The sequence below is a fragment of the Alicyclobacillus dauci genome (assembly GCF_026651605.1).
Lineage (GTDB): Bacteria > Bacillota > Bacilli > Alicyclobacillales > Alicyclobacillaceae > Alicyclobacillus > Alicyclobacillus dauci.
Map to the genome: position 1 here is coordinate 415,845 of NZ_CP104064.1, position 24,131 is coordinate 439,975.

17 protein-coding genes and 3 rRNA genes are annotated in these 24,131 nt (G+C 53.1%); 18 read left to right on the forward strand and 2 right to left on the reverse strand.

The window, feature by feature from the left end; genetic code table 11:
* Positions 1-94 precede the first annotated feature (94 nt).
* From NZD86_RS02090 to rrf, 3 genes are all read left to right on the forward strand, one after another.
* Positions 95-1,627 (forward strand): 16S ribosomal RNA (locus NZD86_RS02090).
* A 334-nt stretch (positions 1,628-1,961) separates the two neighbouring features.
* Positions 1,962-4,901 (forward strand): 23S ribosomal RNA (locus NZD86_RS02095).
* Positions 4,902-5,088: 187 nt separating this feature from the next.
* Positions 5,089-5,205: ribosomal RNA gene (rrf, locus tag NZD86_RS02100) — 5S ribosomal RNA — on the forward strand.
* Together the 16S, 23S and 5S rRNA genes form the textbook arrangement of a ribosomal RNA operon.
* A gap of 836 nt (positions 5,206-6,041) precedes the next feature.
* On the opposite strand, the gene NZD86_RS02105 is transcribed toward rrf, so the two are convergent.
* A complete protein-coding gene (locus NZD86_RS02105) occupies positions 6,042-6,275 on the reverse strand; it encodes a hypothetical protein (RefSeq protein ID WP_268044840.1) in 234 nt (77 codons plus the stop codon).
* Between the two features lie 56 nt (positions 6,276-6,331).
* Here NZD86_RS02105 and NZD86_RS02110 point away from each other — a divergent pair, with 56 nt between their 5' ends.
* From NZD86_RS02110 to NZD86_RS02125, 4 genes are read left to right on the forward strand one after another with little or no spacing between them, the layout of a single operon-like run.
* On the forward strand, positions 6,332-6,955 hold the full coding sequence (locus NZD86_RS02110; RefSeq protein ID WP_268044841.1) for a YhbD family protein: 624 nt from the start codon (positions 6,332-6,334) through the stop codon (positions 6,953-6,955).
* A gap of 13 nt (positions 6,956-6,968) precedes the next feature.
* Entirely contained in the window at positions 6,969-7,781 is an 813-nt protein-coding gene (locus tag NZD86_RS02115) for a polymer-forming cytoskeletal protein (protein ID WP_268044842.1), read from the forward strand.
* Positions 7,782-7,823: 42 nt separating this feature from the next.
* Positions 7,824-8,432, forward strand: coding sequence for a polymer-forming cytoskeletal protein (locus NZD86_RS02120; protein WP_268044843.1), 609 nt, complete (start codon positions 7,824-7,826; stop codon positions 8,430-8,432).
* Between the two features lie 27 nt (positions 8,433-8,459).
* Positions 8,460-10,004, forward strand: a complete 1,545-nt coding sequence (locus tag NZD86_RS02125; protein ID WP_326492628.1) for an MDR family MFS transporter — start codon at positions 8,460-8,462, stop codon at positions 10,002-10,004.
* Between the two features lie 593 nt (positions 10,005-10,597).
* On the opposite strand, the gene NZD86_RS02130 is transcribed toward NZD86_RS02125, so the two are convergent.
* Positions 10,598-11,170 (reverse strand): TetR/AcrR family transcriptional regulator, encoded by a 573-nt coding sequence (locus tag NZD86_RS02130; RefSeq protein WP_268044844.1) that lies wholly within the window; start codon positions 11,168-11,170, stop codon positions 10,598-10,600.
* A 226-nt stretch (positions 11,171-11,396) separates the two neighbouring features.
* Between NZD86_RS02130 and NZD86_RS02135 the strand changes: the two genes are divergently transcribed.
* The 11 genes from NZD86_RS02135 to gltX all read left to right on the forward strand — a co-directional run bounded on the left by NZD86_RS02135 (position 11,397) and on the right by gltX (position 24,019).
* Complete coding sequence (locus NZD86_RS02135) at positions 11,397-11,864, forward strand: CtsR family transcriptional regulator (protein ID WP_268044845.1); 468 nt, start codon at positions 11,397-11,399, stop codon at positions 11,862-11,864.
* Positions 11,865-11,892: 28 nt separating this feature from the next.
* Positions 11,893-12,411, forward strand: coding sequence for a UvrB/UvrC motif-containing protein (locus tag NZD86_RS02140; protein ID WP_268044846.1), 519 nt, complete (start codon positions 11,893-11,895; stop codon positions 12,409-12,411).
* 11 nt (positions 12,412-12,422) lie between these two features.
* The gene (locus NZD86_RS02145; protein ID WP_268044847.1) at positions 12,423-13,502 is read left to right on the forward strand and encodes a protein-arginine kinase McsB; all 1,080 of its coding nucleotides are present in this window, start codon (positions 12,423-12,425) and stop codon (positions 13,500-13,502) included.
* A complete protein-coding gene (locus tag NZD86_RS02150) occupies positions 13,499-15,931 on the forward strand; it encodes an ATP-dependent Clp protease ATP-binding subunit (protein ID WP_268046757.1) in 2,433 nt (810 codons plus the stop codon). Before NZD86_RS02145 ends, NZD86_RS02150 begins: the two co-directional genes overlap by 4 nt.
* A 554-nt stretch (positions 15,932-16,485) precedes the next feature.
* Positions 16,486-17,874 carry a DNA repair protein RadA gene (gene radA, locus NZD86_RS02155; protein ID WP_407655233.1) on the forward strand — a complete coding sequence of 463 codons (1,389 nt, stop codon included), beginning with the start codon at positions 16,486-16,488 and terminating at the stop codon, positions 17,872-17,874.
* Positions 17,875-17,884: 10 nt separating this feature from the next.
* Entirely contained in the window at positions 17,885-18,964 is a 1,080-nt protein-coding gene (gene disA, locus NZD86_RS02160) for a DNA integrity scanning diadenylate cyclase DisA (RefSeq protein ID WP_268044848.1), read from the forward strand.
* Positions 18,965-19,069: 105 nt separating this feature from the next.
* Positions 19,070-19,816 (forward strand): CDP-diacylglycerol--serine O-phosphatidyltransferase, encoded by a 747-nt coding sequence (pssA, locus tag NZD86_RS02165; protein WP_268044849.1) that lies wholly within the window; start codon positions 19,070-19,072, stop codon positions 19,814-19,816.
* A 253-nt stretch (positions 19,817-20,069) separates the two neighbouring features.
* Entirely contained in the window at positions 20,070-21,161 is a 1,092-nt protein-coding gene (locus NZD86_RS02170; RefSeq protein WP_268044850.1) for a PIN/TRAM domain-containing protein, read from the forward strand.
* A gap of 135 nt (positions 21,162-21,296) precedes the next feature.
* Positions 21,297-22,004, forward strand: coding sequence for an IspD/TarI family cytidylyltransferase (locus NZD86_RS02175; RefSeq protein ID WP_268044851.1), 708 nt, complete (start codon positions 21,297-21,299; stop codon positions 22,002-22,004).
* A gap of 1 nt (position 22,005) precedes the next feature.
* Positions 22,006-22,485: a 2-C-methyl-D-erythritol 2,4-cyclodiphosphate synthase gene (gene ispF / locus NZD86_RS02180; protein WP_268044854.1), complete on the forward strand. Its 480-nt coding sequence runs from the start codon at positions 22,006-22,008 to the stop codon at positions 22,483-22,485.
* A gap of 82 nt (positions 22,486-22,567) precedes the next feature.
* Complete coding sequence (gltX, locus tag NZD86_RS02185; protein ID WP_268044855.1) at positions 22,568-24,019, forward strand: glutamate--tRNA ligase; 1,452 nt, start codon at positions 22,568-22,570, stop codon at positions 24,017-24,019.
* The last annotated feature ends 112 nt before the right edge of the window (positions 24,020-24,131 follow it).

The window sequence follows — 24,131 nt, forward strand, 5'->3', positions numbered from 1 at the left end:
TTGAAAACTAAACACACCACGCCTGAAAGTTTCAGTCGAGACAACTTCGGTTGTCACGACAAACGGATAACAATCTGGCGAAACGCCAGTAACATTTATTGAGAGTTTGATCCTGGCTCAGGACGAACGCTGGCGGCGTGCCTAATACATGCAAGTCGAGCGAACCCTTCGGGGTTAGCGGCGGACGGGTGAGTAACACGTGGGCAATCTGCCTACCAGACTGGAATAACACTCGGAAACGGGTGCTAATGCTGGATAACATTCGCGAAGGCATCTTCGTGAATTGAAAGATGCAAATGCATCACTGGTAGAGGAGCCCGCGGCGCATTAGCTAGTTGGTGAGGTAACGGCTCACCAAGGCGACGATGCGTAGCCGACCTGAGAGGGTGACCGGCCACACTGGGACTGAGACACGGCCCAGACTCCTACGGGAGGCAGCAGTAGGGAATCTTCCGCAATGGGCGCAAGCCTGACGGAGCAACGCCGCGTGAGCGAAGAAGGCCTTCGGGTTGTAAAGCTCTGTTGCTCGGGGAGAGAGGCAAGGAGAGTGGAAAGCTCCTTGTGAGACGGTACCGAGTGAGGAAGCCCCGGCTAACTACGTGCCAGCAGCCGCGGTAATACGTAGGGGGCAAGCGTTGTCCGGAATCACTGGGCGTAAAGCGTGCGTAGGCGGTTGCGTGTGTCTGGAGTGAAAGTCCAAGGCTCAACCTTGGGATTGCTCTGGAAACTGCGCAACTTGAGTGCTGGAGAGGCAAGGGGAATTCCACGTGTAGCGGTGAAATGCGTAGATATGTGGAGGAATACCAGTGGCGAAGGCGCCTTGCTGGACAGTGACTGACGCTGAGGCACGAAAGCGTGGGGAGCAAACAGGATTAGATACCCTGGTAGTCCACGCCGTAAACGATGAGTGCTAGGTGTTGGGGGGACACACCCCAGTGCCGAAGGAAACCCAATAAGCACTCCGCCTGGGGAGTACGGTCGCAAGACTGAAACTCAAAGGAATTGACGGGGGCCCGCACAAGCAGTGGAGCATGTGGTTTAATTCGAAGCAACGCGAAGAACCTTACCAGGGCTTGACATCCCTCTGACAGGTGCAGAGATGTACCTTCCCTTCGGGGCAGAGGTGACAGGTGGTGCATGGTTGTCGTCAGCTCGTGTCGTGAGATGTTGGGTTAAGTCCCGCAACGAGCGCAACCCTTGACCTGTGTTACCAGCACGTAATGGTGGGGACTCACAGGTGACTGCCGGCGTAAGTCGGAGGAAGGCGGGGATGACGTCAAATCATCATGCCCTTTATGTCCTGGGCTACACACGTGCTACAATGGGCGGTACAACGGGAAGCGAAGCCGCGAGGTGGAGCAAAACCTAAAAAGCCGTTCGTAGTTCGGATTGCAGGCTGCAACTCGCCTGCATGAAGCCGGAATTGCTAGTAATCGCGGATCAGCATGCCGCGGTGAATCCGTTCCCGGGCCTTGTACACACCGCCCGTCACACCACGAGAGTCGGCAACACCCGAAGTCGGTGAGGTAACCTGTATCGGAGCCAGCCGCCGAAGGTGGGGTTGATGATTGGGGTGAAGTCGTAACAAGGTAGCCGTATCGGAAGGTGCGGCTGGATCACCTCCTTTCTACGGAGAAACACCCTTTCAGGTCGTGGGAATGTGTTTAGTTTTGAGGGAGCCAAAGCCTCTTGATGAGGTGGAAGCAAACTCAAGGCGCGCTACAAGATGCAAGGAGATCGAGGCGGGAGGACGAAGAGGAGTGAGCGTACTGTTTTGTACGTGAGCGAGTCTGAGGGCGACCAACGATGAAATCCGCAGCATGTTGGAGGGTGTAGGTACCTTGGCAACTGAATATGGAACAACCTCGAATGAAATAAACCGGTAACCGAAATGCGAGTAACAGGTTAACGTAACCGGGAAGTATAGATGAACCGAGGCGTAGCTGAGGGACGTCAAAAACGGTGAAGTTAGAAAGAGCGCACGGAGGATGCCTAGGCGCCAAGAGCCGAAGAAGGACGGGGCGAACACCGAAATGCCACGGGGAGCTGTAAGCGAGCATAGATCCGTGGATGTCCGAATGGGGAAACCTGCTAGTGAGAAGCGCTAGTACCGTACAGTGAATACATAGCTGTGCGGAGGCAACCGAGGGAACTGAAACATCTAAGTACCTCGAGGAAAAGAAAGCGAACGCGATTCCGTAAGTAGTGGCGAGCGAAAGCGGAGAAGCCTAAACCGTATACGTGGTACAGACTGCAGTCGATGCGTGTACGGGGTCGAGGGGCTGTAAGTGGGGACCTGCAGGGAACCAACTGGAAAGAATCCATAGGAGAACGGCATGGGAAGGCCGGCCATAGACGGTGAGAGCCCGGTAACTGAAATGGATTGTGGAAAGTGATACAGACCCCAAGTACTGCGGGACACGAGGAATCCCGTGGGAATCTGGGAGGACCACCTCCTAAGGCTAAATACTCCTTGGCGACCGATAGCGGATAGTACCGTGAGGGAAAGGTGAAAAGGACCGCGGGAGCGGAGTGAAATAGAACCTGAAACCGTGTGCTTACAAGCAGTCGGAGCATGCATGACATGTGACGGCGTGCCTTTTGTAGAATGAACCGGCGAGTGATGATGGCAAGCAAGGTTAAGGCGAAGGAGCCGAAGCCGAAGCGAAAGCGAGTCTGAACAGGGCGAATCAGTTTGTCGTCATCGACCCGAAACCGGGTGATCTACCCCTGGTCAGGGTGAAGTGCGGGTAACACCGCATGGAGGCCCGAACCCACTGGCGTTGAAAAGCCAGGGGATGAACTGGGGGTAGGGGAGAAATTCCAATCGAACCCGGAGATAGCTGGTTCTCCCCGAAATAGCTTGAGGGCTAGCGTCAGGGAATGAGAAGTGGAGGTAGAGCACTGATTGGGTGCGGGGCCCGCGAGGGTTACCAAGCTCAGTCAAACTGCGAATGCCACTTTGTCGAAGAACCTGGCAGTCAGACTACGAGTGATAAGACCCGTGGTCAAGAGGGAAACAGCCCAGACCAACAGCTAAGGTCCCAAAGTACTGGTTCAGTGGGGAACGATGTGGCGTTGCACAGACAACCAGGATGTTGGCTTAGAAGCAGCCACCATTTAAAGAGTGCGTAATAGCTCACTGGTCGAGTGACGCTGCGCGGAAAATGTAACGGGGCTAAACCAGACACCGAAGCTATGGATGGAAACATGGTAGGGGAGCGTTCCATTTGCGGGGAAGCTGTGCTGGAAGGCATGGTGGAGCGGATGGAAGTGAGAATGCCGGTATGAGTAGCGAAAAGACAAGTGAGAATCTTGTCCGCCGAAAGCCCAAGGTTTCCTGGGGAAGGCTCGTCCGCCCAGGGTAAGTCGGGACCTAAGGCGAGGCCGAAAGGCGTAGTCGAAGGACAACAGGTTGAAATTCCTGTACCACCGCGGAGCGTTTGAGCGAAGGGGTAACGCAGGAGGCTGAAGGAAGCGGCCGGATGGAAGAGGCCGTCCAAGCAGTGAGCGTGGAGTGTAGGAAAATCCGCATTCTGTGAAGCGTGAGCTGTGATGGGGAGCGAAGAACAGTAGCGAAGTCCTGTAAGTCACACTGCCGAGAAAAGCCTCTAGTGAGTGAAGTGGTGCCCGTACCGGAAACCGACACAGGTGGGCGCGTGGAGAACACGAAGGCGCGCGGGAGAACTCTCGTTAAGGAACTCGGCAAAATGGCCCCGTAACTTCGGGAGAAGGGGCGCTTCGAGAGAAGCCGCAGTGAAAAGGCCCAAGCGACTGTTTAGCAAAAACACAGGTCTCTGCGAAGCCGAAAGGCGAAGTATAGGGGCTGACGCCTGCCCGGTGCTGGAAGGTTAAGAGGAGGGGTTAGGGAAACCGAAGCTCCGAATTGAAGCCCCAGTAAACGGCGGCCGTAACTATAACGGTCCTAAGGTAGCGAAATTCCTTGTCAGGTAAGTTCTGACCCGCACGAAAGGCGTAACGACTTGGGCGCTGTCTCAACGAGAGACCCGGTGAAATTGTAATACCTGTGAAGATGCAGGTTACCCGCGGTTAGACGGAAAGACCCCGTGGAGCTTGACTGTAGCTTGATATGGGATACGGGTACGTCATGTACAGGATAGGTGGGAGACTGGGAAGCTTGGGCGCCAGCCTGAGTGGAGTCGGCGTTGGGATACCACCCTTGAGGTACTTGTGTTCTAACCTAGGACCATAAGCTGGTTCGGGGACAGTGTCAGGTGGACAGTTTGACTGGGGCGGTCGCCTCCAAAAGAGTAACGGAGGCGCCCAAAGGTTCCCTCAGCGCGGATGGAAATCGCGCGGTGCGTGTAAAGGCAAAAGGGAGCTTGACTGCGAGACGGACAGGTCGAGCAGGGACGAAAGTCGGGCTTAGTGACCCGGTGGCACCGAGTGGAAGGGCCATCGCTCAACGGATAAAAGCTACCCCGGGGATAACAGGCTGATCTCCCCCAAGAGTTCACATCGACGGGGAGGTTTGGCACCTCGATGTCGGCTCATCGCATCCTGGGGCTGAAGTCGGTCCCAAGGGTTGGGCTGTTCGCCCATTAAAGCGGTACGCGAGCTGGGTTCAGAACGTCGTGAGACAGTTCGGTCCCTATCTGCCGCGGGCGCAGGATACGTGAGAGGGTTCGTCCTTAGTACGAGAGGACCGGGATGAACCGACCGCTGGTGTACCAGTTGTTTCGCCAGAAGCATAGCTGGGTAGCCAAGTCGGGAAAGGATAAGCGCTGAAAGCATCTAAGCGCGAAGCCAGCCTCAAGATAACGTATCCCATCCGGATAACGGAGTAAGACCCCTTGAAGAAGACAAGGTAGATCGGTCTGGAGTGGAAGCGTAGTGATACGTGGAGCGGACAGATACGAATCGGTCGAGGGCTTCACCAGAACAGAGAGGTTGTTCCATAGTTCAGAAGCAAGGACCACAAACTGTAGCGAAAGCTGCGGTACATAGGGCGAAACCGAGGAAGAAGTATCGTTTAAGGTACAAGATGCCTTGGTGGAGGGATCGAACGAAGCGTTCTGCAGCCCGTAAGGGCGAAGCCAGCGTAGAGAGAGCCCGGAGCCCAAGCAGTCTGGTGGCCATAGCGGAGGGGAAACACCCGTACCCATACCGAACACGGACGTGAAGACCTCCAGCGCCAAGGATACTTGGAGGGAGACCTCCTGGGAAAGTAGGACGTTGCCAGGCGAGAGAGAAAGAGCCCTTGAGGGAGCATAGGATGCTGCCTTGGGGGCTTTTTTGTTTTGTTGTACGGGGGAAGCTCATGATGCGACCGACTTACGTGTGCCGAACGATTTTACAATGCGACAAAATAAAATTAGAAAGGTCGCATTACGATCAGAGCCTTCGGGTGCATGGAATAGCAGAGTGTCGGTCCGCTCTTGAACACATGTCGTCTATTGAAGTTGACGTGGGGAACGCAGTGCCTTTATGTGGCCGTTTCGACTGATCATACGGCTGTACAGAGGCGACAAAGGATTCCTGGTCACTTGTCCGCGTCTGAGCGGAGGAACAGTGCCCATCAAGGGAATGACGGCACCTTAGCGCACCCCGTCCTGTGTCCGTCTCGAGGTGTACAGTATAGGAGACTGCCAGTCCGCAGAGACAAAATCCATTCGATAGGTCGCAGGAATATAATAGCCCTCTTACGGGGGATGGAATAGAGGACTGCCGGTTCGCAACTGGATACATGTCGTCAGTCGCTACTGACTAGAGGAACGCAGTGCCTTTATGTGGCGATTGCCTTCCGATCATACGGCCCGACCGAGCCAACAACGGTCTCCAGGTTCGTTGTTCGCGTCTCCGCGGCGGCACCATGCCCAACAGAGGAACGCTGGTGCCTTAATGCCACCCGTGTCCCAGCCCTGGCACTCACCATCCAACCATAAATTTTCACATACGCCTAGGTCAGGCCGCATCAAACAGAAATTTGCGGCGGAACCAAAGTACATGAAATAGAGGACTTCTAGTTCGCTCTTGGATACATGTCGTCAGCCGCTGCTGAACAGGGGCCCACAGTGCCTCTATGTAGCGGCGCCCATCGGTTCAGACGACCTGACCGTGCCAACAACGGCCTCCTGGTTCGTTGTTCGTGTCCCTGCAGCGGCAACATGCCCGACAGCGGAATGACGGTACCTTGTCCACGCGTGCCCGGCCCTGGCCCTCCGACTCTCACTCTGAGCACTCACCAGTTCCCACGCCCAACACCTGCCCGGTCCCTGGGCAGCAGCATATTTTCTATCATCTACATAAAACATGCTTGTGTAACGAAACAGTGTTATGTTAAATTCTCCACGTAAGGGAGTGATGCGGTTTGGACCAGGAGCTTTTGTCCAAGAAGGAGCTGCTTGACTTAACCGGTATATCCTACGGTCAACTGTATCGTTGGAAGCGGAAAAACCTGATCCCTGATGACTGGTTTATCCGTAAGTCAACGTTTACAGGGCAAGAGACGTTTTTTCCGCGGGAGCGGATGCTTCAGCGGATCGAGCAAATTAAGAACATGAAGGATGACTTGTCGTTGGATGAGATGGCGGATGTATTCTCACCCAATCCGTCAGATATCTCGTTATCGCTAGATGACGTGATGGAACGAAACATTGTTACGAATGTTGCGCTGGACGTCTATTCGGGGAGGAATCCGGGTGTCAACCGGCTTTCGTTCGAGCAGTTGGTACATTTGTATGTGCTAGACGTCGCGCTCAAGACGGGTGAAATCAGTGTGAATGAGGGTCCGATTCTACTGGAGACCCTGGAGGAGCATTATGGGGCGTTCGAGGGTCGGAACTGTGGGCTCAAGTTTGTTCGGAAGCTGGGTACATCTCTGTGCGTTCTCTATTCGATACCAGGTGAGGTGTATTTTGACTCCGGTACGAAAACTGTTTTCCAAGTTGATTTACCGCAGTGCATTGAGGAGTTAAAGGTAAAGTTAGGCTGAAGGGGTGTTCCGGGTGGACGCAAACAGAAGACTTGACCTCGATTTGTCTGGTGTGGGAAGTGCTTCGGGCGGTGTATACGAGGACGTACGAGTTGAGGGAGTAGGCAAGGTACACGGCGATATTCAGTGCAACCGATGCGACGTGCAAGGTGTTTCCGAGATTGCGGGGAGTGTGCGGGCCAACTCAGTTGTCATTCGCGGTAAGGCTAAAGTGATGGGGGATGTCACTGCCGATCGCGTTCGTGTCGAAGGCATGACACACGTCAGTGGTACTTGTAATGGACAACAGAAAGTGGACGTCCGGGGTAAGGTGTCCATTGGTCGGGATATTGTTGGAGATGTGATCGTGATCGACGGGATGAATCGAGTTGAAGGGGACTGTCGAGGTACCAATGTAAATATTCGTGGCAGGACACGAATTGCAGGTGGGCTCTTCGCGGAAGACGTTTTACTGGAAGGAGCCGCGACCATAGGAGGGTCGTGTGAGTCCGAGACTTTTCGATGCGATGGGTCCTTTTCCATTGAAGGCCTGTTGAATTCGGGACGGGTTTTGATCCGGCTGGAGAGAAACTCAACTGTCACGGAAATTGGTGGCGGGGAAATTCGAGTGGAACGGGGGCGCGGCTCGGGCTTCCTTAGTAGGAACAGGCGATTGAAGGTGGATGTTATAGAAGGTGACGACATCTACTTGGAACATACAACGGCCAAGATTGTTCGAGGTAACCATGTCACGCTAGGGCCGGCGGCAGAAGTCGATCGCGTCGAATATCGCTCCCAGTTTCGTAAACTCGGCGGCGGCAAGGCAGGGGAAGCGAAGCAAGTTTAGGGAGATACGAACGGGATATGGACAGCGGATGGAGGCGTAAGGATGGGTATGAACATGGATAGGCTGCCGAATTGGACGATCAACGGAACAGCTCGATCCAATGGTGGCGACTTCAATAAAGTAACGATTCGCGGTGAAGCGGATGTCGCGGGTGATGTGACCTGTAACGAGCTAAAGTTGATGGGTACATTGAAGATGAGCGGGAACTTGCGCATGAAACTGTCGAAGATCATGGGATCGGCGGATGTTGATGGGCATGTGCACGGCGATGATATCAATGTGATGGGTGAACTGCGGATCAAGGGCGACTGTAACGCGGAGACGTTTAAATCGCGCGGTACGTTTGAAATTGACGGTTTGTTGAATGCGGAGAGCGTGGAACTTCGCCTCTATGGGCCATCACGAGTTCGGGAAATCGGCGGTGAATCTATTCAAGTTAAGCCGCATTTTCGCTTCTTGTCCGGAGGGTTCCGTAAGCTGACGGTAGATACGATTGAGGGCGATGACATTCGCCTTGAACAGACATCAGCTCGTGTGGTCCGTGGTAATCGGGTCGACATCGGGCCGGGATGCGACATTGATCTGGTGGAGTACAAGACGGACTTCCGCCAGGACGACGGGGCAAAGGTTGGTCAGCAGACGAAGGTCTGACCAGGGATGATGGGGAGGAATTATTGCGTGAGTGATAAGACAACGCGTATTGGATTTGTGGTGGCGGGACTCTTACTGGGAATTTTCGTGTCGGCGATGGACAACACGATTGTGGCCACGGCGACGGGAAATATTGTGTCGCATTTGGGCGGGATCGACAAGATTGTCTGGATCACCGCCGCGTATCTTGTGACGGAAATGGCCGGGATGCCGATTTTCGGGAAACTGTCAGACATGTACGGCCGGAAAAGGTTCTTTGTCTTTGGTTTGGTGGTCTTTTTGCTCGGATCGATGTTATGTGGGACAGCGCAGAATATGGACCAATTGGCTATCTATCGGGCCGTCCAGGGGATCGGCGGCGGTGCACTGATGCCCATCGCATTTACCATCATTTTCGACGTGGTACCGAGGGAAAAGGCCGGACGATTCTCGGGGATGTTTGGTGCAGTCTTCGGGATCGCGAGCATTTTCGGTCCGCTGCTTGGTTCGTATATCACGGAACACCTGAGTTGGAGATGGGTATTCTACATTAATGTTCCCGTTGGGATTTTGACATTTATCTTTGTCTTCTTTTTCTATCACGAATCCAAGCAGCATATGAAGCAGAATGTGGACTGGCTTGGGATCATCACACTGGTACCGGCCATCGTCTGCCTCATGTTCGCACTGGAGTTTGGCGGAAATAAGTACGCCTGGAACTCCACCCAGATCATCGGCGGCTTCGTCGTAGCTGGAGTCCTCTTTACTTTGTTCCTTCTGGTGGAGTCGAAGGCGAAAGAGCCGGTTGTATCGTTTCATATGTTCCGGAATCGGGTCTTCGCGGGCAGTAACATGGTTGGCATTCTCACAGGGAGTGCGTACATTGTCGCTGTCATCTACATCCCCATTTACATTCAGGGGGTGCTTGGGGGTTCGGCCATCAATGCTGGCCTAGAGTTGCTACCGATGATGCTCGGGTCCTCGATCACAGCACCGCTTGGCGGCATGCTTGCGAATAAGATGTCATATAGGAATCTTCTGTTCTCATCCTGTCTCGTTTTCGCTGGTGGGTTGTATTTGTTGAGTACACTGACGCCAACCAGTTCAACGTTTGAGGTCATGGCTTACATGACTGTCGTCGGACTTGGTATCGGTCCTTCCTTTTCAGTGATCGGAATGGCTTCTATGAGTGAATTTGACGCAAGACAACGTGGGGCAGCGAGCTCGACGAACTCGTTCGTGCGTGAGCTCGGCATGACTGTAGGTATCGTTGTCTTTGGTGTCATTCAAAAGGATGTGTTTCAGAATCAACTGAAGAGCCAATTTGCGGGCTTAAGCAGTAAAATGCAGGGCATGCAAAACATGGACCCGCGTTCCATGCTTGCACCGGAAACCCGGGCTCAGATTCCAGGGTTCATTCTCGACAAACTGTCTGCTGCGCTTTCCTACTCTGTCACACATTCGATACTGTGGGATCTGATACCGGCTCTCATGGGCTTGGCAGCCGTGTTTTGGATCGGAAATGCACGGTTTCGCGGCATGGAGTTCGGTGGCAATGCGCATGGGAAGCAAGTTGACGGAGCCGAGAGCTGACGTCCGACGAGCGCGGGGTGGCATGGGTAGCGTGGGTAGCGGTAGCGTGGTAGCACAAGTGACCGGAGGTGCGTTACGGAGCGACAGCAGGATGAGCAAAGGCTGATAGGGGATAGAAGGTATCTTGTTTCGCGCAGGGCGTAGCAACGACGGGGTTCGGAGATGGTGTCGGTCGGAATAAGTGACCTTAGGTACTTTATCAAGGCCACGCAAAGCGAACTTCAGGTGTTAAGGGCGTGGCGGTACCTTGCTGAGCCTGTGGGAACGGTAAGGACGGTGACCGGTGTGTCACGCCAACATAAGGAACTGGAAGTACCTTAGCGAGTACAGGACGACGAGTTGAATGTATTAACGTACTGCAGGTACCTTATCGACCCACCTGGACTGCCAACAGGGGCACTGGGGCCCGCACAAGGGAACGCTGGTACCTTGTCAAGCTACCGCAGGGCAAGCTGCGACTCTTAACGGACCACAGGTGCCTTACCGCCCGGCCCCATCGGCCTTCGCCCGCGTGCGACCCGGCCGTCTTCACCGCGCCCGGCCCCACCCCTGGCCTCCGCCCACACCGCCTTCACCGCGCCCTTGCTAACTCGTCAGTGCGCCAAAAGTCCGTCGAGAAAGAGTTTGCTAAAAATGTCCGCGATTTCTTCCGCGGTTAAGGTACCCGAAGGGTGATACCAACGGTACACCCAGTTGCAGGCACCGAGAATGGCAAGTGCCGTGATTCTTGGGTGGGTAACATTGAATTCTCCAGTCTCTGTTCCGCTTCTTAAAATATCCGCAACGAGATTCAAATACTTGTCTGTCATTCCTTGAATGACTTCCTGGGGCCCTTCCCCGAGCGAAAAGGCTTCACGCCACAAAACGGTCGTCGTTTCAAGGTTGTCGATAGACATGATCAGGTGTGTGCGGATCATTTGCTCGAGTTTCCCTCGTGCGGTATCCTCTTTTGCAAGAATTTCTTCTAGTTGTTCATTGAATTGCAGAATGGCTTGGTGGGCAATCTGCATAAGTAAGTCCTCTTTTGAGGCGATGTAGTGATATAGACTTCCCTTTTGGAGTCCCACGGCGTCTGCGATATCCTGTACGGACGTTGCGCGATAGCCTTTTTGTTCAAATAGTTTCACCGCGGCGAGCGCTATTTCGTTCTGTTTGTTGGATGACATCGCCGGGCTCCTTTCTCTGGGCAGATGATGACACAGCTACGGCGCGTGTTGAGACATGGAACGCGCCCATGTTGGGAAAAGTTTAACGTGAAAACGTTTGTTTTTCAACGAATGGGTGGTTCCACTTGCGTTCCACTTACATACGTGTATAATGGTCAGCAAAAGTCAAAGTCAATAAAAGTGAAAGTCAGAGGGCGGTGCTGCCGAAGGATGGGAGTAATCAGCCATGCCAAACAACATATCTGATGTGATCGAACAGTACTTAAAACGTATTTTGGAAGAAAGTGGCTTGGGTGTTGTCGAAATTCAGCGGAGCGAGTTGGCGGAGTTGTTTCACTGTGTGCCATCGCAGATCAATTACGTCATCAGCACCCGCTTTACCACCGATCACGGTTACGTCGTGGAATCAAAACGTGGTGGAGGTGGGTACATTCGCATCCGCGAAATTAAGTTGGACCCCGAGCATACTTTGCTACAGTTGCTTCGAAACTGGAGTCCGGAAATGAGCCAGTCAGGGGCGGAAGCACTTTTAGAAAGGCTCATGCGGGAACACTGGATCACGCATCGTGAGGCAGTTTTACTGAACAATATGCTGCGTCGAGAGGTCCTGAATGTTGATTTACCGCTTCGGGACAGACTTCGTGCAAGGCTTTTGTTCGCGGCCATCCAAGTGCTCGCGACCCACGAAGAGTGAGCCAAGACGGGGCGGAGGTGCCTTTGAAATGATCTGTGAACGATGTCATGAGCGTCCGGCAACAGTGCATGTGACGAAAATCGTGAACGGTGAAAAGACGGGATACCATCTTTGTGAGCAGTGCGCGAAAGAGCAAGGGGAAATTCTCAATCCGTTTGTAGCGGGGAATGCGTTCGACTTCAATAAGCTATTGAGTGGCCTCTTAAATATGGAGTCGTCATCAGGCTACGCACCTGTGCAAACAGGAAATCTGCGCTGCGCAACTTGCGGTATGACGTACAATCAGTTTACGCAAATTGGACGGTTCGGTTGTCCGGACTGTTACGATAACTTTTCCAGTCGTCTGGAACCGCTATTGCGGCGCATACAAACGGCGGGGACACATACTGGTAAAGTACCGGTGAAATCCGGTGACCAAATCAATCAACAGAGAAAACTTGAAGCGCTTAAACGAGAACTGCAACAGGCGGTCTCAAATGAGAACTTTGAGCGAGCTGCTGAGCTGCGGGATGAAATCCGGGCCTTTGAGCAGAACTCGGATAGTTAGGAGGGTGCAGGATGTCACTCAGTGACTTTCTACAACGCGCAATGAGTCGCTGGATGAAGGACGGCGGTCCAGAGGACGACATCGTGCTCACCAGCCGTATCCGTGTGGCTCGGAATTTACAGGGTTACCCATTCCCGATATTACAAACAGATAGCCATGCAAACGAGATCATCGAAATGGTGGATAAGGCCATCCAATCTGAACCAATGCGTGGACTCGGCGTGTTTGAGCTGATTCGTTGCCGCGACTTGTCAGCGTTGGATCGCCAGGTGTTTGTGGAAAAACACTTGATCAGTCCCGATCTCGCCGAGCAAGAAAAACACGGCGCCGTGGTCCTCCGCAATGATGAACTCGTCAGCATCATGGTCAATGAAGAGGATCATCTCCGCGTTCAGTGCATTATGCCTGGCCTGAAATTGAAGGAAGCATGGGAACTTGCAAACCAAATCGACGATGCATTGGAGCAAAAGTTGACGTACGCGTTTCACGAGAAGTATGGCTACTTGACCGCTTGCCCAACGAATGTTGGTACGGGAATTCGAGCGTCCGTCATGATGCACCTGCCAGGACTTGTCCTCACGGGGAGCATCAATCGGATGCTGAGTGCCGTGTCTCAGGTGGGACTGGCCGTCCGAGGGATCTACGGAGAAGGTTCTGAGTCATACGGGAATCTATTCCAAGTATCAAACCAAATCACACTTGGCGAGACTGAAGAGGAGATCGTCCAAAACTTGCAGAGCGTCGTCATGCAATTGATTGAACATGAGCGTACGGCAAGGCAGCAACTCCTCCAAAGGAATCGAATTCAGCTTGAGGATAGGGTAAGTAGATCTTTCGGAATTTTAGCCTACGCTCGAAGAATGGATTCGAAAGAGACGCTAGAGCGTTTGTCCGACGTTCGGCTGGGGATCGACTTGGGGATCATTCAAGGCGTGTCTTCCGGAATCTTGAAAGAGCTGATGGTAACGACGCAGCCCGCGTTTTTGCAAAAGTACTTTGCTCGCGAACTGTCCGCTACGGAGCGAGACGTGAGAAGAGCTGCGTTAATTCGTGAACGTCTTCGATTAGATGACACGGAGGTGCATGGATAATGTACGCACGGTTTACTGAGAGAGCACAAAAGGTGCTGGCACTAGCACAAGAGGAAGCAACTCGCCTGAACCATCCCGGCGTGGGAACGGAGCACATCTTGCTCGGACTGGTCCGCGAAGGAGAAGGAATCGCTGCCCGCGCGCTGTCTATGCTTGGCGTTCAAGCCGACAAAGTGCAGCAGGAGGTGGAACGGATCATCGGGCAAGGGCAGGGCCAGGTCAGCGCCATGACTTACACACCACGGGCAAAGAAGGTCATCGAGCTTTCCATCGATGAAGCCCGCAAGCTGAATCATACTTATGTTGGTACTGAACACATTCTCCTTGGACTTATCCGCGAGGGAGAAGGCGTTGCAGCACGCGTTCTGGCGAACATGAACGTCAGCCTTAACAAGGCGCGCCAACAGGTCCTTCAACTGCTCGGGGGCGATGCAGCAGAGTTGGCAAGCGACAAGGACAGCTCGGCAGGCACGCCCACGCTTGACAGCCTCGCGAGGGATTTGACTCAGATGGCGCGGGACGGCAAGCTCGATCCCGTCATCGGCCGCGCCAATGAGTGCGAACGCGTCATTCAGGTCCTCTCCCGCAGGACCAAAAACAATCCGGTGCTCATCGGCGAACCTGGCGTCGGTAAAACTGCTATCGCAGAAGGGCTTGCACAGCGCATCATCGCCGGTGACATTCCCGAGACGCTCCGCAACAAGCGTGTCATGGTTCTCGACATGGGGACTGTTGTCGCTGGGACGAAGTACCGTGGTGAGTTTGAGGATCGGCTGAAGAAGATCATGGACGAAATTCGCCAAGCCGGGAACATCATTCTCTTCATCGACGAGTTGCACACACTCATCGGTGCAGGCGGTGCAGAGGGTGCCATCGACGCATCGAACATCCTCAAACCAGCACTCGCACGTGGTGAACTACAATGTATCGGTGCCACAACCCTGGATGAATATCGCAAGCACATCGAAAAGGACGCCGCTTTGGAACGACGCTTCCAGCCGATCACGGTCGACCAACCATCACCAGAAGAAGCACTGGAGATCTTGCGCGGTCTTCGGGATAGGTACGAGGCGCACCACCGCGTGAAAATTACGGACGAAGCGTTGGAAGCGGCTGTTCGTTTGTCGGATCGATATATCTCAGACCGCTTCTTGCCTGACAAGGCGATCGACTTGATCGACGAAGCGGGGTCACGTGTTCGCTTGCGCACACATACCGCGCCCCCGAACTTGAAAGAGCTGGAACAAAAGCTGGAGAAGGTTCGCAGCGAGAAGGATGCCGCTGTGCAAGGCCAGGAGTTTGAACTCGCGGCAAACTTGCGTGACCAGGAGCAGAAGGTCAAGCAAGAGCTCGAACAACTCAAGGAGCATTGGCAACAAACGCAGCAGCACGACGATGTCCGTGTCACAGTGGATGATATCGCTCACGTCGTCGCATCGTGGACCGGTATTCCAGTGAAGCAGTTGGCGCAAGAGGAGTCGGAGCGCCTCTTGAACATGGAGAACATTCTTCACTCCAGGGTCATTGGGCAAAACGAAGCGGTCGAAGCGGTTTCTCGTGCCATCCGTCGCGCGAGAGCGGGCTTGAAGGATCCGAAGCGACCTATCGGATCGTTTATCTTCCTCGGCCCAACAGGCGTCGGTAAAACGGAACTGGCTCGAGCGCTCGCAGAGTCCATCTTCGGCGACGAGGATGCCATGATTCGCATCGACATGTCGGAATTCATGGAACGTCACTCCACGTCTCGTCTTGTAGGTTCCCCTCCGGGATATGTCGGGTACGACGAGGGTGGACAGTTGACGGAGAAAGTGCGCCGCAAGCCGTACTCCGTCGTCTTGCTGGACGAAGTCGAAAAGGCACACCCTGAAGTGTTCAACATCCTGTTGCAGGTCCTCGACGACGGGCGTCTCACGGACGGCAAGGGGCGCACGGTCGACTTCCGAAACACAGTCATTATCATGACGTCGAACGTGGGGGCCGAAGAACTGCGCAAAGGCGGCAGTGTTGGCTTTAAGTCAGAGGCAACGAGTCAGTTTACGGAGATGAAAGACAAGGTCATGCAGGACCTGAAGCGGACGTTCCGTCCGGAGTTTATCAACCGGATCGACGAGATCATTGTCTTCCATCAGTTGGATGAAGACCAAATTGGCCAAATCGTCGATTTGATGGTGAATGATTTGCAAAAGCGGCTGGAGGAACAGGAAATCCGGTTCACGTTGACCGACGAAGCGAAGACATTCTTGGCTAAAGAAGGTTTCGATCCGCAGTACGGCGCCCGCCCACTCAAACGGGCGATCCAGCGACACATCGAAGATAAGTTGTCCGAGGCACTGCTCGCTGGTGAGGTCAAAAAGGGCAACTCTGTGCTCATTGGGCTCGAAGGCGATCACTTGAAAATTGAGCAGGCGACGCCTGTTGCCAACCCTTAAGTCCTGGGAGAAGAGTTGGATACCGGTGTCATTATCCCGCCAGCGCCCCCGAGGTATCGTTCGCGGTGAAGGTGCTGGTGGGAACGGGACACGGTGGAATTGTGGCGGATCGGACGCGATACGGTGGCCCGGCCCGTGGGGACGGTGGGCCCGGGGCGCGACCGTTCTGGAGAGTGACGGTAGGTAGGTGGGCCGCGGTCGCCCACAGAGTTTGATAGGGGAACGTGGGTCGCTTATGCCGGTCGAGGTTGAGTTGGCTTCGAAATAAGGGATCACGGTTACCTTATACGAGAAAATCGGGCACTAGACGACTAAAATTTAGTCGTGTAACGGAACGCCGTTCCCCAATTCCGATGCCCGTCTCCGACGGGACATGCCTAAGGGAAAGAAGTTCCCTTGCCCCGCCCCACTACCGAACCACGCGAGCCACGCCACTCCCCTGATGGGGGCAATTGCAAAGCAATCACATGGCCACTAAGTCGGCGAAGTCCTTTTTCGTCGATTTAAGTGGCCTTTTTCAATTGGTCATAGACTTGCCTTTACACTTCGATATGATGGATAGAGGAACATCGGAGAAGGAGAGAGGGACGTTGGCACGGACAAAGACACAATACGTGTGCCAAGCATGTGGGCATGTAGAAATAAAATGGATGGGCCGCTGTCCAGGGTGTGGTGAGTGGAACACGATGGTCGAGGAAACCATCGCGGCGCCCAGTAAATCGCTTCCGGTATCGGGTGCACGCATGCAGCCCCAACCGATTCAGTCAATCCCAGCTCAAACGGAACAACGTATTCATACGGGACTTACGGAGTGTGACTTTGTGCTCGGTGGGGGTGTGGTGCCGGGATCGCTCGTACTGATTGGGGGAGACCCAGGTATCGGCAAATCTACGCTCTTGTTACAACTATCAAACTCCATCGCTTCGCAGAAGAAGCGCGTGCTGTATGTATCCGGAGAGGAGTCGGCGAGCCAGATTAAATTGCGTGCGGAACGGCTCGGAACGGTTCAGGAAGAGCTATATGTTTTGGCGGAGACCGATTTGGATTTGGTGGTCGAAGCGGCAGCTCAGTTGCAGCCGGACTTTCTCATTATTGACTCAATCCAAACCGTGTTCCGGCCGAGTCTCACGTCGGCACCTGGAAGTGTTGCTCAGGTACGTGAGTGTACTGGCGTTCTTCTGCGGGTGGCGAAGTCGCAAAATATCGCCACGTTCATTGTTGGGCACGTCACGAAGGACGGTGCGCTGGCTGGCCCGCGGATGCTTGAGCACATGGTTGACGCCGTACTATACTTCGAAGGTGAACGCCATCATATGTATAGAGTATTGCGTGCGGTCAAGAATCGGTTTGGATCGACAAACGAATTGGCTGTGTTTGAAATGCACGACAATGGGTTGCGAGAAGTGTCTAACCCATCCTTACTGTTCCTATCTGAACGCCAAACGATTGTGCCAGGTTCCGCAGTCGTTGCGGCCATGGAAGGACGGAGGCCGCTGTTATTGGAAGTTCAAGCCCTCGTTGCTCCGACTGGTTTTGGCACACCGCGGAGAATGGCAACGGGTGCAGATTACGCTCGAGTGAGCATGCTGCTTGCCGTCTTAGAGAGAAGACTGGGACTTCAAGTGCAGGCATCCGATGCGTATGTAAATGTCGCTGGCGGTGTCCGGGTGGATGAACCGGCGGTGGACTTGGGCATCGCTTTGGCTCTTGTCTCCAGTCACCGTGACAGGCCACTGACACAAGGGGATATTTACATGGGTGAAGTGGGACTGACGGGAGAAGTTCGCAATGTGACGCGTTTGGCCGAGCGGCTCCGTGAAGCACAAAAATTGGGGTTCAAGCGTTGTTTGATTCCAGCTGGGCAGACGGTTAGCGAGACGTTTTCAGGACTCGAGATCGTTCCAGTCCAGTCCCTTCAGGATGCAATGCAAAAGGCGTTTTAGAGGTGACGATATGAAAGATGACGGGAAGCGGGAAGTGGCTATTAACAAAATTCTGCGCATGGTTGCTCCGGGGTCTATCTTGCGCGAGGGAATTGAGAATATCCTGCGAGCTAAAACCGGGGGGCTTATCGTGGTCGGTGCCTCCGAGAAGGTATTGTCGATTATGGACGGCGGGTTCTCCATCCAGTGTGAGTTGACGCCATCTCACCTGTATGAATTGGCAAAAATGGATGGGGCCATCATCATCAGTGATGACGTCAAAAGGGTGTTGTTCGCAAACACAAATCTAAATCCGGATCACACCATTCCCACTTCGGAAACCGGAACGCGCCACCGTACTGCAGAGCGCGTTGCTCGCGAAAGTGGTCAACTGGTCGTTTGTATTTCGCAACGGCGGAATGTGATCACGTTGTACCAGGGCCTGTTTAAATATGTGTTGCGTGATATCAGCGTTATCTTGACAAAGGCCAATCAGGCGATGCAAACTTTGGAGAAATATAAAACCGTCTTGGATCAAGAACTCACTGATCTGAGTGCGCTCGAGTTCGAAGAGGCCGTCACGCTGGACGAAGTGACGACCGTTCTACAGCGGTTTGAAACCGTTTTGCGTATTAAATCGGAAATTCGTCGATATATTACTGAACTAGGTAGTGAAGGCCGCTTAGTCAGTATGCAATTGGATGAATTGGTCGCCAATGTCGACGAACAGGCTTATTTGCTTGTAAAGGATTATTTGTACACTGAGAATGAAATGACGCCGCATCAAGTATTGTCTTTGTTTCACAACATGTCTTCGGATGATCTTCTGGATGGGACGCTCATGGCCAAAGCGATGGGCTATGCGCCGAGCGTCAACCTGTTGGAAGAGGTCGTCCCTTCACGTGGGTATCGAGTGCTTAACAAAATTAGCCGATTACCGCAGCCTGTTATCGAGAACCTCGTAGAGCATTTCAGCGTGCTCAGCAATATACTCGCAGCTGACGTCAACGATCTCGACGAAGTCGAAGGGGTAGGCACAGTCCGAGCCAGAATGATTCGAGATGGGCTTCACCGCATTCAAGAGCAGGTACTTATAGATAGACATATATAGAGCTGTGTCCGACCATGCCTCATTGAAGGAGAGTTCTGTGAGCCTTGTCGGAATACAGCAAATAGAGACTTACTTTTTCTGGCTTGTTTATAGGAGGTCTTGTCATTGTTCATCAAGGCAATCCCCAGTGTCTTAACCCTGGGGAATTTGATCATTGGAATGGTTGCCGCCCTAATTGCGGCACATGGGCGTCTCAATGAAGCCGCCCTGCTTGTCGTGATCGGCATGTTACTGGACGGACTCGACGGTCGTGCGGCACGGCTACTGCATGCGGAGAGCGAGTTTGGCAAGCAACTTGATTCGTTGTCCGACATGGTCACGTTTGGTGTTGCACCGTCCATCATCATGTACAACGCCATTCTTCATCACATGGGTCTTGCCGGTGATGCTCTGGCTATATTGTTTCCCATCTGTGGCGCGCTTCGGTTGGCCAGGTTTAACGTTCAAGTGAAATCCTCTCACTTCTTTGTTGGCTTACCGATCACAGCAGCCGGAGGCATTTTGGCAACGATGGCCCTATCTAAACCTGTGCTTCATCCGGCCTACATTATTTTACCTATTGGGATGTTGTTGTTGTCCTTGCTAATGGTGAGCAACGTGCGCTATCCAAACTTCAAAAAAGTGGCCATTCCGAAGTCGTCCATTGTTCTTGTGCCACTGTTCATCGTTGGCATTTTCTTAGCGCTGAGGTTTCAGTATGTTCGTGCCGATTGGCTGATTTTTGGAGTTTTGGCCGTCTATGCCGTTTATGGCGTGTTTCGTGGGTTTCGGTATCACTCCATACGTCAACAAAGGCAATTGAAATCAGTCAAAGAAGAGATGGAGACTACGAATCCCGTTCGGAAAATGTGAGGGTCGGCTTGAGACAATCCTCTAACAGTTATAAGAAGAATTTGTGACGGGTCCCAAATGGGACCCGTTTCGTTTTGACGCTTTTTCGGCAGGATGCTAAACTAAAACCACTACCCCAATATTTACAAAGTTGTACGATGGCGCGTACGGTGGCACGTGAGTAAAAATTTTGGCCATCCTCTAGCAATTCGTCAATGACATGACTAAGAGGACGCTGCTTATGCCCATACTAATGACAGGAGGTGACTGAATTATGATAAAAAAGGTGGTTCACTTATTCTTTGCGGTAATCGGGGTAGTCCTTGGCTATACGTTTGCTCCGGACTTATTCACTCGTGTTTTTCATCTCGGCAATAATCCAGTTTTTCAGTCCAAGTGGTTTGGTGCCGCAATCGGTGGTGCATTGTTCATTTTGGCAACCATTTCGTTGGTCAATTATGTCTCCGCACTTTTACGGTGGTTGGAAGAGCGCTTAAAGAGTGCTCCCCTATCGGACATTCTCGGGGGCACGATTGGCATGGTCATCGGACTGGTTGTCGCCTATCTGTTCTCGCCGGAAATCCGGGCGATTCCCGTTGTTGGCGTACCTGTTCAGTTTTTTGTGAGCATCTTTTTTGCATACCTCGGTTTGCGGATTGGTTTCACCAAGCGGGAGGATCTTCTGAACCTCTTCGCAGGTAAGCTGTCTTTGAAGGATCGGGGTGACAAAGATCGCAAAAACAACGGTATGCGACCTGGCGAAGCCAAGCTATTAGACACATCTGTGATTATCGATGGTCGTATCGCAGATTTAGTGGAGACGGGCTTCTTGGATGGGACGCTCATCATTCCATCATTTGTGCTGGAGGAGTTGCAGCACATCGCTGACTCATCGGATGTCCTTAAGCGCAATCGGGGACGCCGCGGATTGGACGTGCTCAATCGGATCCAAAAGGAATTGAAGGCGCCTGTGCAAATCGTCGAGATCGATTTCGAGGACATTCAAGAAGTGGATTCAAAGCTCGTGAGACTTGCTAAAAAGATGAGCGGTAAAGTCATGACGAATGACTTTAACTTGAACAAAGTGTGTGAGTTGCAGGGTGTGTCTGTCCTAAACATTAACGACCTTGCAAATGCCCTGAAGCCCATTGTGCTTCCTGGGGAGGAGTTGCACGTACAAGTTATCAAAGACGGAAAAGAGTATAATCAAGGTGTTGCCTACCTAGATGACGGGACGATGATCGTCATTGAAGGTGGTCGCGAGTATATCGGTGGTATGTTGACCGTCTTGGTTACCAGCGTGCTTCAAACATCGGCAGGACGCATGATATTTGCAAAGCCGAAGTTGCTTGAGAAGGCATTGTGACAGTTGTGTTCGATTCTTGTGAACACCCGTGTTTCATAGAGGACGCAGTCCACAATGACACTTGTAACAGGACCGGCGCCAAGCCGGTCCTGTTTTGCGAAGTTACGGGTCCACCTCGGGGAAAGGTTGGCGCACATGTTTTTTGCGGTTGTGGTTGCAGCGGGGCAAGGAAGGCGAATGGGGTTTAAAAAGCAGTTTATGGACTTAGCTGGAAGGCCCATGTGGATTCGGTCTACGGGCGCCATGTTTACGGGCGGTGTAGAGTGTACAGTCGTCGTGACCAGCAAGGAAGACCACGGCGCTTTCGCCGCTGAACTGCGGAGTATGGAATGGGCGAGTCGATGTCATCTGGTCGTAGGGGGTGACACGCGGCACGAATCCGTTGTTGCAGGGATTCGTCGAATTTGGGACATCGTTAAAGACAAGAGGGTGGATCCCAACAGTGTCCTCGTCGCTGTTCACGATGCAGCTCGTCCCTTTGTTGCATCGGACGACATCCGTCGAGCGTTTGCACGCGCGTCCGAGCATGGTGCTGCCATCCTTGGTCGGTTTTGTCGCGACACTGTTAAATGGGTCGAGCAGGACATGGTTGAGAAGACCATTCCCCGAGAGAAGCTCTTTCTTGCAGAGACACCACAGGTCATTCGGGGAGATATTGTTCGCAGAGCCTATTTTGACGCCAAATTGGACACAACACCAACGGACGACAGCGCATTGCTTGAGGAATTGGGGATTCCCGTCACGTGTGTCGAGTCAACTCGTTACAACGGGAAGGTCACGACGCCAGCTGATTTAGACTACGCAAATTGGTTGGCAAGCAAATTGTGGGGGAACGAGATTTGATATGAGAATTGGATTTGGATTTGACGTACACGAAGTTGCGCCGGATCGTCCATTGGTGCTGGGCGGCGTGCAGATACCCGCTGAGTTTGGGCTCTTAGGTCATTCAGATGCCGATGTCGTGCTACATGCGGTGATGGATGCCATGCTTGGCGCCCTTGCGTTGGGAGACATCGGTCAGCACTTCCCCAACACGGACAGTCGCTACAAGGATGCCGACAGTTACGCACTCTTGCAGCGCGTGTGGACACTCGTGACCAGTCAGGGGTACAAGTTGGGCAACCTCGACGTCATGGTGTTGGCGGAGGCACCAAAATTGACTCCCCACGTGGGCAAAATGCGGGAGCGTATAGCCAGCGCATGTGAAGCGAACACCGGCCAGATATCCGTCAAGGCGACGACAATGGAGACACTTGGTTTCGTTGGCCGACGTGAGGGTATCGCGGCACAGGCTGTCGTGCTGTTGGTTTCGAATGTCGTGTGACGCGTATCATAAGCGTGTCCCGTTTTCACTCCCACAGAGGAACCTCGTATTAAGACTTTAATTTGAAGGAGTATCATCAAAAATGACTGTTCGCGTTCGGTTTGCTCCAAGTCCAACAGGACATTTACATATTGGCAGTGTGCGCACTGCACTCTTTAACTTCCTTTTCGCTCGTCGCCATGGCGGAAAACTCATCTTACGCATTGAGGATACGGACACCAATCGCAACATTGAGGGTGCCGAATTGCAGTTCCTCGAAGGGTTCCGGTGGCTCGGTGTAGAGTGGGATGAAGGTTTCGATGTCGGTGGTCCGCACGCTCCGTATCGATGTATGGAGCGATTGGATCTATATCGCGATCACGTCACACAACTGCTCGCCAAAGGCATCGCTTATCCCTGTTTTTGCAGCGACGAGGAATTGGCAGCAGAGCGTGAAGCAGCGGAGCGCGAAGGACGGGTGCCTAGGTACAGCGGGAAGTGTTACGCACTTTCCCACGAAGAACGGGAAGCGAAAATGGCTTCTGGCGAGTCTTACAGCATTCGCTTCCACGTCCCTGCGGGCGAGGAACTCGTTGTGGACGACATCATTCGCGGCCAAGTGACATTCCAAACGGATGACATTGGGGACTTCGTCATTGTCAAATCAAACGGGATCCCGACATACAACTTCCAAGTGGTGGTTGACGATGCGGCTATGGAAATTACTCACGTCATTCGCGCGGAGGAACATTTGTCGAACACGCCTCGGCAATTGCTTGTATACCACGCGTTTGGTTTTGCTGTGCCGAAGTTTGCTCACTTGCCTATCGTTCTCGATCACAACCGAAAAAAACTGAGCAAACGCGACCCGAACGTGCTTCCAATTCAGCAGTACGAGGCACTTGGTTATGTTCCACACGCCATCATTAACTTTCTGGCACTGCTCGGTTGGTCACCAGAGGGCGAAGAGGAGTTATTTGATCTCGAAGCGCTCTGCAGCCAGTTCGATCTCGCTCGTGTCAGCAAGGCGGGCGCCGTCTTCGACGTTGACAAACTCAACTGGATGGCAAACCAATATTTCAAGGCTTTGCCTCTAGAGACGGCAACGGACATGGTTGAGCAACAGTTGGAACGGGCAGAGCGCCGAGTCCCGGCCGCTACGTCTGCCAACTGGTTGCAGGAAGTCGTGTCGCTTTACCAAGACCAGATGGCTTGTGCTGCCGATTTTCTCAGACTATCGGAGGGTTTTTTCACGCCGAGTGTATCGTTTGAGGAAGAGGCACAAACGATACTTCAAGACGAAGCAGCAAGAGCCGTCGTCGAAGCTTACTTGTCGCTGGCACGAGAGGATCAGGAGTGGACGGCGGATGCGAGTCGCGCCCGTTTTAAACAGATTCAGAAAGACAAGGGTGTCAAAGGTCGTGCTCTGTTCATGCCGGTTCGCGCTGCCGTTACTGGTGCAGTTCACGGTCCCGATTTGCAACGGACTATCGCACTGTTGCCCCGTGAATGGGTTCTTGATCGACTTGCAAGAGCCCTATCATTAACGTCATAATGGTGATAAACAAATTAAACATATGAACGTGGCAGGAGGACTTGTGCAAACGTCCATCACAGAGAGTGTCCACCTGGAGGAACCCAGGCTGTAAGTGGTCACATGGGCTGCA